This window comes from Cloacibacillus porcorum, from assembly GCF_001701045.1.
Taxonomy (GTDB): domain Bacteria; phylum Synergistota; class Synergistia; order Synergistales; family Synergistaceae; genus Cloacibacillus; species Cloacibacillus porcorum.
In genome coordinates, this window is sequence record NZ_CP016757.1 from 2,719,467 (window position 1) to 2,732,709 (window position 13,243).

A 13,243-nucleotide genomic window follows, 5' to 3' on the forward strand; every position below is an offset into this window, starting at 1 on the left:
CCGGCAATATATGGCACAGGCCAATATCAGCGGCGGTTTTTGGCGCGGGAATCGATAATTACATTCTAACAGTTATTTTTTTATATAAATATTTACATAAACTTGATATAAAAAGTACAGCAGCTCCGGCGCGAGGGAAGGTCATTGCCCGCTGGAGCCGCTTTCACGGAGAAATTACGCAATATTGCCCATTCGATCAGTGGAGAAGAAAACCAGGAAGCAAAGGATCGCTCTCATGGCTGATAAGCCAGTTGAATCCGATGATGTTCGCGCTGCCTTTGATAAAGGGGATAATCGAGCGGTGATCCCCGATCATCGGCCCCTCCTCGTAATGCCCCTCAAAGAGGGTACCGAGGATACTCTCGTGGAAAAAGGGCTCATTGGGCGAGAGTTCGCCTTTGTCGGCGAGCAACGCCATCTTGGCACAGGTGCCGGTGCCGCAGGGCGAACGGTCCACGTTGCAGGTGCCGAAAACGACGCAGTTGCGGGCATGCTCCCCCTCCCGGTGCAGGCCAAATTCCGCGAGCAGAATCTTATTATTCACCGGTATCTGCGGATGGCGCACCGTATGCTGCCTGTTGGCCTCCTCCATCACCTCGACGCCGAGCTTGATCAGGCGTGCGGATTCATGCGGCACCAGGTCAAGGCCGAAGTCCGCGGCATCCAGGATCGCGAAAAAACTGCCGCCGAAGCAGACATCAAACTTCACCGTACGCCCCAGCGATGGAAGAAAGAGGTCGAGGCCGCGCGCGTATACGAAAGAGGGGACATTCTGCAGTGTCGCGCTGACCGCCTCGCCATTTACGACCTCGACCTTAAGCGTGACGAGGCCCACAGGAGTGTCGAGTTTAACGTAGGTATAGGGCTCAAAGACCTGAACCATCTGCAGATTCACCATCGCCGAGGCGAGGCCGATCGAGCCGTGGCCGCACATAGAGACGCTGCCGCCAGAGTCGCAGAAGATGACGCCGGTGTCCGCCTCCTCGTGTACTGGCGGCACCATAATTGCGCCAAACATATCGGCGTGGCCGCGCGGCTCCGTCATTATAAAGCGGCGAAAATCATTGTGGTTGTGGCGAAAGTCAACCCACTTCTCCGCCATCGAGGCACCGCGGAAAATCGGCGCGCCGCCGATGACGATACGGGTTGGCTCTCCGCATGTGTGTGAGTCTACTACGGCGACCATTTTGCCGATTTTCATACTTTCATCTCTCCCTGTTGTCTCCGAAATTACTCTTATAGTAACAGAGAGGCAAGAATTTAGCAACCGTAGGTTACTTTTAATTTAATAAGAAATTTATATTATAAATCAAGCTTAAATATTCAGATAGTAACTACAAAAACACTATTCCTTGATCTTGACCTCCGTCTGCGGGAAGGGGATCTCGATATTATGCTCGCGGAAGGCCTCCAGGATGCTCATGCGCACGGCGCTCTGCACGTTTGACTCGAAGACGTTGCTGAGGTCGATGAAGAAGAAGGCGGTAAACTTTATCGCGCTGTCCTCGAACTCCGAAAGGATGATACGGAAGGGAGGCGTCTTCAGGACGTTCGGATTTTCGCTGAGGACCTCGCGGATGATGCCCATCGCCTGTGAAACGTTGCTGTCATAGCCGATCGAAACACTTATCTCCGTGCGCGACAGCGAATTATTCAGCGTCAGATTCAGCACGGGGCTCTCCAGTACCTTACTGTTGGGGATTATCAGGTGACGCGACTGCTGGCAGACGAGGACTGTGTTCTGCAGCGTTATCTCGGCTACGATGCCGTGCGTATCCCCGATGACCACCTCGTCGCCGATGCGCAGCTTCCTCTGAAAGAGCAGCAGGATGCCGGAGAGGGTATCTCCCATGATCTTCTGTGTACCGAGACCGATAGCGATCGCCGCCGCGCCGCCCATGAAGGCGAAGGCCGTCAGTGGGATATGCAGCATCCACAGCGTTATCAGGAAAGAGACGATAAGGCCTAAATAGAAGACGATATTCTGGATCAGCAGCGAGCTGTGGCGGCTTATATGCTCAGATCTTCTCTCAAAGTGTCGCCGCGTGAGCGCCACGGCGTAATGGGTCACGAGCAGGCCGAAGAGAAAGATTATCAGCGCGAGGCTGAGCTTCTTCGCTGTGATCGGGTAATCGTCGATACTCCATACCTCCATGTCCAGCAGGCCGCCGACGTTGTCACGCCAAATACTTTCGATCTTGTCATCGGTGTTGGCCTCACCGATCATACGCTCCGTCTCCGCAAGCAGTATCTCAAACTGCCCTGACATCTCGCCCAGCATCATAATATATGAGAGATAACGGTTCATCCGCGCGTCGATATTCGCGCGGAACTCGTTACGCATTGATATTTCTTCTTTTGTCTTGAGCCAGCCGTCCTCGCCAAAGCGCCGCGTCACCTCCTGGGCCACCCGGCGCAGATCCTGCAGATCCTCATTGACAAACTTCAGGTTCACACGGCACTGTTCGAACAGCGCATTCGTCCGTCCCTGCAGATCACGGCGTTCCTTAAGCGTCAGTTTGCCGGAGAGCAGGTCATCCATCGAACGCCATGTAAGCCGTGTCGCGGACCATATCTCGACAAGGTCTAGGACGAGCAGCGTCTCATCTTCCACCAGCTTCTGTTCCGTCGGTATCCAATATTTGGCAAAATCAGTCTGGAATTCAACGCGGCGGCGAGCCTCGCTAAGGCGGTCGAACTTGTCGTTGAGCATGACTAAGGTGCTATCCAACAGCCGCACCTTCGCGTCAACCTTTGAGTCAAGAAGGGAGAAATCCTCCTGTGAAAAGTCGAGGTTCTCGCGCACATTTTTGATGATCGGCTCCAGCGTATCAAGCTTTTCTTTCAGCTCCGAGGATTCCTGCATCGCGATCTTCATACTGCTTTCATAGAAGGTATAATCGGCGTAGCAATGTTCAAGCTTCGCCTTGATTATCAGCAGCGCGAAATTATACTTGAGGCGGTTCTCCGTCGAGAGGGAGCTCTTTTCGCGGCAGAGGCGGTACTCCTTCTCGATTTCTCCCTTCCTCTCGCTGAGGCTGCGCAGGTTCTCTCGGTAGCGCGCGAGATTCTCCTGCCAGCTCAAAAAAGACTGGCGGCAGTTGTCAATATCCTCAATGACGTTCAGGTAAAAGGTGAAGGGATAGGGCGGCTTCGCGGCTGCCAGCTCGTTCAGCCGCGCGTCGTCGAGAATGAAATTATTGTCAGTACCGACACGCTTCTGAAGAAAATGGATGCTGTAATAGGTATTGATAATCCCATTCAGCTCGTACTCATATCTGAGTACCTCGGAGACAGGGATATCATACTGCCGCGCGAGCCCCTCTTCGATATCACGCACCCTCCGCAAATCGCGCACGATCTGCGCGGCGCGTGCCGCCGGCTCCGTCTGATAACGCGCCAGCTCTTCGCGGATATCGGCAAGGGTGGCGGCATTCGCCCGCCCCATAAAGAACGAAAAAATAAGCGCGGTCAAAAAAAGATAAAGACCATTTTTACGGAGATTCATCTGCTTTACCCTGCCCTCTTTATACGTCTTAGTATATTATTATATAGGCAAACGCCGCAAAAGATAATAACGCCGGACGGCGATTGGAGGGGCCATATGGATACCAGAAAATACGAAGTCATCATCAAGGCCGCCGAATGCGGTAACCTCACCAAAGCGGGCGAGAGCTTCGGCTATACGCAGTCCGGCGTAAGCCACATGATAAAGGGAGTGGAAGAGGAGTTCGGCTTCCGCATCTTCATGCGCGGACGAGACGGCGTAAGCCTTACCACAGAGGGCGAACGGGTCCTGCCTTTTCTGCGCGAGATCGCGAAGTGGAACGAGAGCCTCGGCCAGACCGTCAGCGCCATCAACGGCCTCATCTGCGGCACGCTGCGCATCGGTTCCTTTACAAGCATCGCCATACACTGGCTGCCGAAGATCATTAGACGCTTTCAGCAGGACTATCCCAACATCAACATTGACATCACTGAGGGCGGCATCAGCGCTCTCGAGGAGGCTCTCGAAGAGGGCTCTGTGGACCTCACCTTTATGAGCGTGCAGCCGGGCCGCAGCTTCGACCGGCTGATACTGAAAAAAGACCCCTTCCTCGCCATCCTGCCGAAGGGACATCCGCTGGAAAGAGAAAAATCCTTCCCCCTCGAGGCCTTCAACGGCGTCGACTTCATCCTCGTCACGCGCGGCTTCGACTACGATACAAACCGGCTGCTGAAAAAATACGCCATCACTCCGAACATAAAATTCACCTCGCACGACGACCACACCGTCTTCTCGATGGTCGAAAACGGCCTCGGCGTCAGCATCCTCCCCGAGCTGGTCATGCAGAGTTACAAAGAACGCTCCGTTACGCTGCCCCTTGAACCGGAGGTATACCGCGACATCGCCCTCTGCCTCCCCTCCTTCGCGGAGGCCTCCCCCGCGAGCCGCCGTTTCATCGAATACGTCAAAAAGATGGTCGCCCCGGACGGCAGTATACGCGGTATCTAACTAACCCCACGTAAATCGGCGTTTATACGCGCCGTCTGCGTCATAACTTACCCCCTGAGCGTCCTCGCCGTATGAAGATACGGCTCCGGTACTCAGGGGGTAAGTTATTTAGCATCCAGCACGTCTAAACGCCGATTTCCTATGGATGGGGGAGAGATAAATAACGATTTAGCTTCTGTCCTATCGATGATAAACGGAGGTTTTTTCTTAAAGCCTTCCTCTCTGAGGAAGGTGGATCGCCGCCGTCTTTGCGGCAAGACGGAAGGAGTGTTGCTCTGTTTAGTACGGAAACCGCGCCATACAGAGCCCGTGGCAAAAGCCGCGGGAGAACATAAGGTCAAAACTCCCTCACCCCGCTTTCGCGGGGAGCTCCCTCAAAGAGGGCTCCAAAAAAACATCGCTATTTACCTCTTCCCCCACCAGAAGGAAATCGGCGTTTATAAGCAGAGAACCAAAACGCCGATTTTTGCGTTTTGTGTGATTCGCTTAGTTTGTTCATCAGAAGTGCGAGTTGCTAAATAACTTTGGGCTCTGGTACCGGAACCGTATCTTCATACGGTGAGGATGCCAGAGCCCGAAGTTATGACGCAAATCGTGCTTATAAACGCCGATTTCCGTTATTTCAGGGACAAGAACAGATCATACGCCTCTTTGGCGCTCGCGTTCTCGTGCACTACGGCGCGCACGGCCTGCAGCATCGCCGCGGGGTTCTCAGACTGGAAGATGTTGCGTCCCATGTCCACCCCCGCCGCGCCGTCCCGGATGGCGTTATAGGCCATCTCCAACGCCTCTTTCTCCGGCGTTTTTTTGCCGCCCGCGATGACGATCGGCACGGGACAGGCCGCGGTGACCTCCTCAAACCCCTCGCAGTAGTAGGTCTTGATCACCTGCGCGCCAAGTTCGGCGAGTATGCGCGTCGCAAGCTGGAAGTAACGCTTGGTGCGCTCCATCTCTTTGCCGACGGCGGTGACGCCCATCACGGGGATGCCGTAGCGGTTACCAGCGTTTATCATATCGCTGAGATTTTTGAAGCTACCGACCTCGTTTTTGGAGCCGACGAAGGTCTGGACGACGATGCAGGAGGCGTTGAGACGGATGGCGTCCTCCACGTCCACACCAACATGGCCGTAGCTCAGGTCTTCGTGCAGCACGCTGGTGTCGGTGGTGCAGCGCAGCGCAATCGCCTTGTTGAAGGTCGGCGGCACGCAGCTCTTAATCGCCCCGCGCGTCGCCATCAGCACGTCGGCGTATGGCGCGAGCGGAGGGATGGCAAGGTCGAGGCGCTCAAGCCCCGCGGTCGGCCCCATGATGTAGCCGTGGTCGAAGGCGAGCATGACGGTGCGTCCGCTCTTGGGGTCGAAGATACGCGCGAGGCGGTCTTTCATGCCCCAGTCACAGTGTTCCGCCCCCTTGACGTAGAAGCTCTTCTGCTCCACCGGCCTGTCGAGGCCGTAGTCTTTCGCCAGGATGTTTCCTATTTTGTCTACCATTTTAAGACTCTCCTCATTCCTCGGCCGCCGATTTCGCGAAGGCCTTGAATATGATCGAAACGGAGACCGAGCCGGGGTCTGGTATGCCCAGCGCGCGTTCGCCGAGGTTCTTGGCGCGGCCAAAGTGCGCCACATAATCTTTCGTCTTCATGCAGCCCTCATGCGCCGCGAGACGGGCCGCCTCAAGCGCCGCCGCGATGTCTGCGCCGCCGTAGTCCGCGAAGGCCGCGACTGCGGGGGTCAGCGCGTCGACCATGGTCTTGCCTCCGAGTGGGGCCTTGGAGAATTTCAAAAGCCGCGCCTCGCCGCTCTTGAAGGCCTCCGCAAGCTGCTCCTTCGTCAGCTCAGCCGCCCCCTCGGGGACGGCGCGCGCCATGCCGGAGAAGAGCGAGCCGAAGAGGGGCACGGTCGCCCCGCCGCCCATGTTGAGGACGGCCATGCCGACGGCCGAGAGCATTCCCTTGAAGTCGCCCCCCTGATAGCCCTCGGCTGTAACCTTTACCGTCTCCATCACCTTGACCATCGTCGTTCCGTGGTCGCCGTCGCCTATCTGTGAATCAAGCTCCGTCAGCTCGTCTTTCGCCTCTGTGATCGCCGAGGCCGCGCAGCCGAGCATCTTTACGAAGCGTCCGTATGTAAGTTTTTCCATTACCACGCGCGCCGCCCTATTTCACCGTGTAGTAGGGCGTGTCGCAGGGGGCCTTCCAATATTTGAGCAGTTCTCCGTCCATGCGCGCCATGAAGAGCTGGAAGCCCGCCGCCTCCTGGACGGTAAGCAGCTCACCCACGTGCGAGGCGACGACTTTGACGCCCTTGCCTTTGAGGTATTCGACACAGTCCTTGAAGACGATGAGCTGTTCCATGAGCGTCGTCGCGCCTGAGCCGTTGACGATGAGCATGACCTCTTCGCCCTCTTTAATGGAGAGGTCGTCAAGCAGCGCCTGGGTCATGATCGCCGCGGTCTCCCGCGCGCTCTTCATCGTCATGCGTCCGCCGCCGCCCTCACCGTGCTGTCCCATGCCGATCTCCATATCGTCCTCGCCGAAGCGCGATATCTCCGCGCCGTTGGCGGGATGCGTCGCGCCGCGGCAGGCGACGGCGATCGTCGCCATGTTGTCGGCGAACTTCTGCGCGATTGCGCGGACCTCTTCAAGATCCTTGCCCATACCGGCGGCTCCGCCCGCGACCTTCGCGAGGGGGATGCAGCCTACGAGGCCGCGGCGGTTGTCGGAGTCGGAGCGCGGCGCGTTGGAGATGTCCTCCTGCGTCGTGACGCGCGCCACCTTGATCCCAGCGTCCTCCACCTGTTCCATCGTCATTTCGGCGGCCATCATGTCTCCCGCGTGGTTGAGCACGACGAAGAGCGCGCCCTTCGGAGCCGAGGCGAGGGAGAGGGCCTCAAAGCAGGCGGCCGGTCCGGGGGCGGCGAAAACGTCGCCGACGACGGAGATGTCGAACATACCGTCGCCGACAAAGCCTGAGAGCGCGGGTTCATGCCCCGCGCCGCCGAGGGTAACGATGTGGACGCGGTCGGCCTTTTCCATGTTCTTGTTGATGACGAGGTTATTCTCGCGAACCTCGATCTTATCGGGGAAGGCAAGCGCCATACCCTTGAGCAGTTCTTTGGTGAGCGTCTCGGAATTGTTGATAAATTTCTTCATTGCCATTTTACGTTTCCTCCTATTTAGCCTAAGTTTCGTTCCCTGCGGCGGCGTTCGCGGCTTAGTCCGCGCACTCCATCAGTTCAAATAGGACTCCGTCGCGCCAGGCAAAGGCGATTTTCGTCTTTTCGTCGACCGGCGTCACGGGCAGGACGATCTTCTCGCATTTCGCAAGCTCTCCATTGAGGTCGTCGACCTTGTAGGCCACATGTGGATAGTTTTTAAGATCTTCCGGCATCGTCGAATCCGGCTCGAAGCGCAGGCATTCGTACTGATAGGGGTGGTCCTTCGGGTCGGTAAGGAAAAGCTTCATCTCCGGGGAGTATACTTCATTGGGCTGCGGCGTCTTCACCGGAACGCCAAGGTGCATGTACTGTGCCATTGCATAGTCCTCCTTCGTCATTTTGCGCTGCTGGTGTATATTCGCTGTTCCTATATTTTAACATAGCAGTATTATTACGTACCTCACTTTTTTGCCGCCGCCAGGCATTTTTTCCCTGTTTTGTATATAATGGAGATGAAAAACCGATAGAGAAAAGGACAGTGATCGATATGGTTTCTGCAATCATGAAACGCCGGAGCATTCGGAAGTTTACGGAGGAAAAGGTCTCCGCCGACAGCGCGATGAGGATCGTCGAAGCGGGAGCCGCCGCACCGAGCGCGATGAACAGGCGTCCAGTGCGTTTCATCCTGCTCGATAAAGAGGCGATGGCGCGCTTCGCGGAAAAGGTGGCACAAAAGGAGCCCTTTATCGAGGGTCAGTGGGCCATCGCAGTCTGCGCCGACCGCCGGGGTTACGACCAGGAGGGCGCCTGGCTTGAGGACTGTTCCGCGGCAATGGAGAATATCCTGATCGCTGCGACGGAGATGGGGCTCGGCTCTCTCTGGTACGGCGTATACGCGCGCCCCGCGAAGGAGCCGCAGGTGCGCGAGGCGCTCAAGGTACCGAAGGGCGTGGAGGTCTGCGGCATCGCCGTGATCGGACACGCCGCCGAGGAAAAGGAGCCGCACAGAGGCGTGGATTCTTCTATACTCCACATCGGCTGCTGGAAGGAATAGCCGGTAAGGTGAAAGCTGCCGGGAGGGGATTATTTATACTTGCGGCCGTCGCTCTGCTCGCCTTCCCGGCAAGCGGCGCGGAGGCGGCGCGGCGTTATATAACGGAGAGGCCGCTTCCAACGACCGCCAGCACCGACGTCAGGGAGACCGCGATTGAGGCGGAGCTTGACGGAGACTTCACGCTCACGCTCGAAGCCCCCGCGCTGCCGGGCTATTCGTGGAGCCTCTATAATTCCCTGCCTCCGGGGGGCTCTCTCATCTCGGTGTCGAGTACCCAGAGGCAGGCGGTATCGCCCGACGTGACGCCGACGGCGGTCGAGACCAGGAGCTTTCACGCCTCCTCCACCGGACGCAACAGGATCATCTTCCGCTACGCGCGCCCCGGCGACGAGGCTCCGCTGATATATGTAATATTCAGTCTGAATGTGAGGCTAAAGTAGGATGTATAGATTTATCGTCGCTCTCTGCGCGTTGACGCTGCTTTTTTCCGCGGGCCGCGCACAGGCGGAGAGACGTCATGCGATGGTTATGCCCTTTCCCGTGACGGAGGCAACCGACATCCGCTATCTGGAAGCAGAGACCTTCCTCAACGACGACTTTGAGATTTCGCTTGCGGCTAACCCCTCTACCGGCTATACATGGATCGACTACGACGGACTGCCCACGGCGATCTCCTTCGTCTCGCGCACCTATGACCCTCCAGCCGCGGCCATGCCCGGCGCCGAGGGAAGGGAGCGGCTGCGCTATCACGCAAACGCCACCGGACACAACCACATCATCCTGAAGTACGCGCGCCCGTGGGAGGGCAAGCCGGCGGCATACGCCGTCTGCTGCGTGTATGTGAAGCTGCCAAGCCAGCTGTAGATATAACGGAAATACCGCTCCCGCCGCTCCGGCGGGCAATTTTTATCGCCGCCTATTTTGCCGCGGCGCTGAGATATTTTGCCGTGTAGGGACAGACGACGAAGCATTTGCCGCAGATGTCCGCCTCTATGCCCGTGCGGGCCATCATCAGCTCCCGCTGCTTGCGCGTGCACCTTCCGGTATCCACAATCAGGTCGCGGTCCACCGCGCTGTTCCACAAAAGGCCACTCAAAGCCTGACCAGGACAGGAGCTGCGGCAGAGGTCACAGCCGCCGCAGAGCGGCTCCATCACGGATGAGGCGCAGGCGAGCGGCGCGTCTGTGAGCAGCGAAGAGATGCGCACCGCGGAGCCGTATTCTGGGGTGACGAGCAGGCAGCTTTTGCCGATCCAGCCAAGACCGGACCGTACCGCCACCGTTTTGTGCGGCAGGGCGCTGCGGCAGTCAGCGTCATAGCTCACGGCGTCGGTCGTCTGCGGCTGCGCGGAATAGCCGCGTTCGCGCAGGTATTCCGCGCCGGAGGTAACTATTCGGTTCAGCCCGTTGTTGAGTTCATGGTACATGTAATAGTAGCTCTTTGTCGGGCCGTCCGCAATCTCCCGCAGAATGTGCGGCGGTACCGGAAGCGCCACCGAGACTGCGCGGGGATAGCCGCACCCCGCCACACCGCTCATATCCGCAAAGCCGACGAGCTTCGCGCCGATACCATATAAAAAGTCTTTGAATTCCTCCGACAGCATACCACACGCCCTCCAATAACAGAAGATATGATGCGGACCATAAGGTCCTTGGTAAATTTTACACCATGCCGCCATGATTTCCTCCCGTGGAATACTTCATTCACGGTGAAGCCATGCATGGAAAGACAGCGGAGCAAACGCATCAGCAAAAGTCAAAAAGGATATAAATTACTGTTTAACAAAGATTTTGGCTCCCTCTCTGAGGCGGCCAGGGAGCCGAAATCTTTGATTTAGTGCGATTCGGCTGGTAGTTACATCAGAGCTGTCCCGTAGGGACTGAGGGAGAGTTGACCTTAGGTTCTCCCGCGGCTTTTGCCGCGGGCTCTGTTTGGCGCGGTTCTCGCGCCAAACAGAGCAACACTCCTTCCGTCTCGCCGCAAAAACGGCGGCGATCCACCTCTGATGTAACTACCAGCCGAATGATGGAAAAACTAAGTTCGACGACGAAAATCAATAGATTTTCTGTCTCACTTATCGCACAAATCAGAAGAGCTCTGATTTGGCTCCCTGGCCGCCTCGGAGAGGGAGCCAAAAATCTGAGATAAACCGTTGTTTATCGCCTCCGACCATTATTTATGCGTTTATCCCAGGATAGAACATGCCGTTTTACAATTATTTGCCGCGAATGTATGATAGAGAAACAATCAAAGAGGGGGGCTCCATATGCAGTTCACCGTCAGCCAGATAAAAGAGGCTAGAGAGCGCATCGCTCCGTATATCACGGAGACGCCGCTGATAAGGCTAGGGAATCTGGATCAATACCTCGGATGCCGGGTCTACGCAAAACTTGAGTCCATGCAGAGGACGGGCTCGTTCAAGCTGCGCGGGGCCGTCAATAAGCTGCTGTCGCTCTCCGCCGAGCAGCTTGGCCGCGGCGTCGTCGCGGCCTCCTCCGGCAATCACGGAAAGGCGCTCGCCTACGCCGCGGGGCTGCTGGGGGCGAAGTGTACCGTCGTCATGCCGCGGACCGCGCCGCAGAATAAGATCGAGGCGATCGGGAAACTCGGGGCGGAGGTCGTGCTCTGCGAAACCTCAGAGCGTTTCAGGATCGCCGAGGATATCTGCCGCGAGCGCGGCGGAACGATGGCACCGCCGTACGACGACTACGAGATAATGGCCGGACAGGGCACCGCCGGCCTGGAGATCTTGGAACAGGAGCCGGATCTGGACTGCGTGATATCCCCCGTCAGCGGCGGCGGACTGATCGGCGGCCTTTCCACCGCGCTGAAGGCCGTCTCGGAGGGAAGGATACGCGTCGTCGGCGCGGAGCCTGATATATTGCCGCGCTACAGCGAGAGCCTCGCCGCCGGAGAACGTGTCACCGTTCCGCAGCGGCGCTCGCTGGCGGACGCCCTCGCCTCGCAGACGCCTGGGGTCAGGAACTTCCCCGTCGTGCAGGCCAACGTGGAGGGAATTGTCCGCGTCTCGGAGGAGTACATCAAAAAGGGGATGAAGCTGCTGCTGACGGAGGGAAAGCTGCTCGCCGAACCAGCCTCCTGCATCGGCGCGGCGGCGCTGCTCGAGGGGCGTATCTCCGTAAGGGAGGATGAGAAGGTCTGCCTGCTCATCTCCGGCGGCAACGTGGGACTAGAGCAGCTGGAAATCCTGCGGGACGTAAGTATATAGAACCTCCGCAGCGTAACCGCCCTACATATGCTTATTTTGCTCAAATCTTAAAGCACCAGAAATAAGAAGACGCCCTTGACAAAAATGCCGGGGCGTCCTTTTTATTTATGGGGAAGTTTTTTCGCAGTCTGCCGCTACTAGAGGTAGTTGGCAGCGACCAGAACCTCTTTGACTTTTTCTTCGTTCTTCTTCGCGAACTTAATGACGGGGCCGGTGCAGCCCATTGAGGACTCGGCGTAGATACCGGCCTTCCAGAGCGCCTTGACAGCGTTTTCTATCTCAAGGACGTCGACGCCGTGGATCTCTTCGTCTGTCGGCTCGGCCGCGGGGGCTTTGACATCTTCCTCGGCCGCCGCCTGTTTCGGCTGCATGGCCTCGATGAGATCGTCAAGTCCGGCCGCCTTAGCCGCCGCCAGCTCCTTCGCCACGATCGCGGGGAGTCCGTTTTTCGCGGCGCTAGCGTTGAGCGAGAGCGCGGAGGCGATGACAGGAGCACCCGAGGCGCGGGAGATGATCGAGATGACCTTGTTCCAGCCCTCTCCGGCGGAGGGGCCGTAACCCCAACCCATCGCTTCGTAGTTGCCGCCGGTGGTCCAGGCTCCGAAGAGCTTCATAAGGACGTTTCCGGTGAGGGTGTCCGTCACACAGACGTCGGCCGCTCCGGCGAGCAGGTCGTTGCCGCGAAGGATCGCGCCGCCGTCTTTTCTGATGCTCTCCGCGAAGTTAATGCCGTAGCCGTTGTCCTTGAGTTTCTGGAGGGCGCGCAGAACTGTCTGAGCGCCGTCAAGGTTGAGGACGCCGACCGTCGGCTCCGGTATGCCGGCAGACTTCGCTACCGCGATGCCGTAGATGGCGTTGCGGAGCATAGCCTCCGTCCTGACCGGGGAGGACGTGCCCGTAGAGGAGGCTACGAAGCACGGTTTCCCTTTGCCAGGCGTAAATACCTTTCCTATTGTGGTTACACCGACGGGGAACGGGTAGTGGAGAGCTACCGCACCTTCTATGGTCCCGTCGCTCAGTGCCTTTTCCATCGCCGCGGATATTTCGTGCTCGTCCGCCGCCGTCTCGACCCAGTTAAGGTCTTCGTAGCCCGCGAGTTTCGGGCCGATGCAGAATACTTTCACGCTGGGGTCGTTCTGCATTGCGAGGCGCGCGCCACGGCAGAGCTCTTCCTGGCCGAGCTCGCTGCCGTATGCCATAAGGCCGACTTTGGTCTTTTTGCCGCCGCCCTCTTTAGCCTCTTCTATTATTTCGCCCAGTATGTCGCCTATCAAGGCCTTTACGGATGCGTTATCTGTCATTGTTTTTC

13 protein-coding genes are annotated in these 13,243 nt (G+C 57.6%); 5 read left to right on the top strand and 8 right to left on the bottom strand.

The genetic code is table 11. The features are described from left to right. Positions 1-196: 196 nt before the first annotated feature. Both BED41_RS12365 and BED41_RS12370 read right to left on the bottom strand, forming a co-directional pair. On the bottom strand, positions 197-1,201 hold the full coding sequence (locus BED41_RS12365) for a proline racemase family protein (protein ID WP_066746793.1): 1,005 nt from the start codon (positions 1,199-1,201) through the stop codon (positions 197-199). A 144-nt stretch (positions 1,202-1,345) separates the two neighbouring features. Next, positions 1,346-3,508, bottom strand: coding sequence for a mechanosensitive ion channel family protein (locus BED41_RS12370; RefSeq protein ID WP_066746796.1), 2,163 nt, complete (start codon positions 3,506-3,508; stop codon positions 1,346-1,348). Between the two features lie 96 nt (positions 3,509-3,604). Here BED41_RS12370 and BED41_RS16660 point away from each other — a divergent pair, with 96 nt between their 5' ends. Continuing rightward, the gene (locus tag BED41_RS16660; RefSeq protein ID WP_066746799.1) at positions 3,605-4,495 is read left to right on the top strand and encodes a LysR family transcriptional regulator; all 891 of its coding nucleotides are present in this window, start codon (positions 3,605-3,607) and stop codon (positions 4,493-4,495) included. A 617-nt stretch (positions 4,496-5,112) separates the two neighbouring features. On the opposite strand, the gene lsrF is transcribed toward BED41_RS16660, so the two are convergent. From lsrF to BED41_RS12395, 4 genes are read right to left on the bottom strand one after another with little or no spacing between them, the layout of a single operon-like run. Next, positions 5,113-5,985: a 3-hydroxy-5-phosphonooxypentane-2,4-dione thiolase gene (gene lsrF / locus BED41_RS12380; RefSeq protein ID WP_066746802.1), complete on the bottom strand. Its 873-nt coding sequence runs from the start codon at positions 5,983-5,985 to the stop codon at positions 5,113-5,115. Between the two features lie 13 nt (positions 5,986-5,998). Further along, the gene (dhaL, locus tag BED41_RS12385) at positions 5,999-6,634 is read right to left on the bottom strand and encodes a dihydroxyacetone kinase subunit DhaL (RefSeq protein ID WP_066746805.1); all 636 of its coding nucleotides are present in this window, start codon (positions 6,632-6,634) and stop codon (positions 5,999-6,001) included. Between the two features lie 16 nt (positions 6,635-6,650). After that, positions 6,651-7,652: a dihydroxyacetone kinase subunit DhaK gene (locus BED41_RS12390; protein ID WP_066746808.1), complete on the bottom strand. Its 1,002-nt coding sequence runs from the start codon at positions 7,650-7,652 to the stop codon at positions 6,651-6,653. Between the two features lie 55 nt (positions 7,653-7,707). Beyond that, a complete protein-coding gene (locus tag BED41_RS12395; protein ID WP_066746811.1) occupies positions 7,708-8,028 on the bottom strand; it encodes a VOC family protein in 321 nt (106 codons plus the stop codon). 170 nt (positions 8,029-8,198) lie between these two features. Here BED41_RS12395 and BED41_RS12400 point away from each other — a divergent pair, with 170 nt between their 5' ends. Genes BED41_RS12400 through BED41_RS12410 form a run of 3 tightly spaced genes read left to right on the top strand, consistent with a single transcriptional unit; the run spans position 8,199 to position 9,569 of the window. Next, positions 8,199-8,705 (top strand): nitroreductase family protein, encoded by a 507-nt coding sequence (locus tag BED41_RS12400; RefSeq protein ID WP_066746815.1) that lies wholly within the window; start codon positions 8,199-8,201, stop codon positions 8,703-8,705. An 8-nt stretch (positions 8,706-8,713) separates the two neighbouring features. Next, entirely contained in the window at positions 8,714-9,145 is a 432-nt protein-coding gene (locus BED41_RS12405; protein ID WP_066746818.1) for a protease inhibitor I42 family protein, read from the top strand. A gap of 1 nt (position 9,146) precedes the next feature. After that, the gene (locus BED41_RS12410) at positions 9,147-9,569 is read left to right on the top strand and encodes a protease inhibitor I42 family protein (protein WP_066746822.1); all 423 of its coding nucleotides are present in this window, start codon (positions 9,147-9,149) and stop codon (positions 9,567-9,569) included. A 52-nt stretch (positions 9,570-9,621) separates the two neighbouring features. Here the strand turns inward: BED41_RS12410 and BED41_RS12415 are convergent, their stop codons facing one another. Then, entirely contained in the window at positions 9,622-10,308 is a 687-nt protein-coding gene (locus tag BED41_RS12415) for a 4Fe-4S double cluster binding domain-containing protein (RefSeq protein ID WP_066746825.1), read from the bottom strand. Between the two features lie 663 nt (positions 10,309-10,971). Here BED41_RS12415 and BED41_RS12420 point away from each other — a divergent pair. Next, positions 10,972-11,934 carry a threonine ammonia-lyase gene (locus BED41_RS12420; protein ID WP_066746827.1) on the top strand — a complete coding sequence of 321 codons (963 nt, stop codon included), beginning with the start codon at positions 10,972-10,974 and terminating at the stop codon, positions 11,932-11,934. A 137-nt stretch (positions 11,935-12,071) separates the two neighbouring features. Here BED41_RS12420 and grdD read toward each other — a convergent pair whose 3' ends face one another. After that, on the bottom strand, positions 12,072-13,235 hold the full coding sequence (gene grdD, locus BED41_RS12425; protein ID WP_066746830.1) for a glycine/sarcosine/betaine reductase complex component C subunit alpha: 1,164 nt from the start codon (positions 13,233-13,235) through the stop codon (positions 12,072-12,074). Positions 13,236-13,243 lie beyond the last annotated feature (8 nt).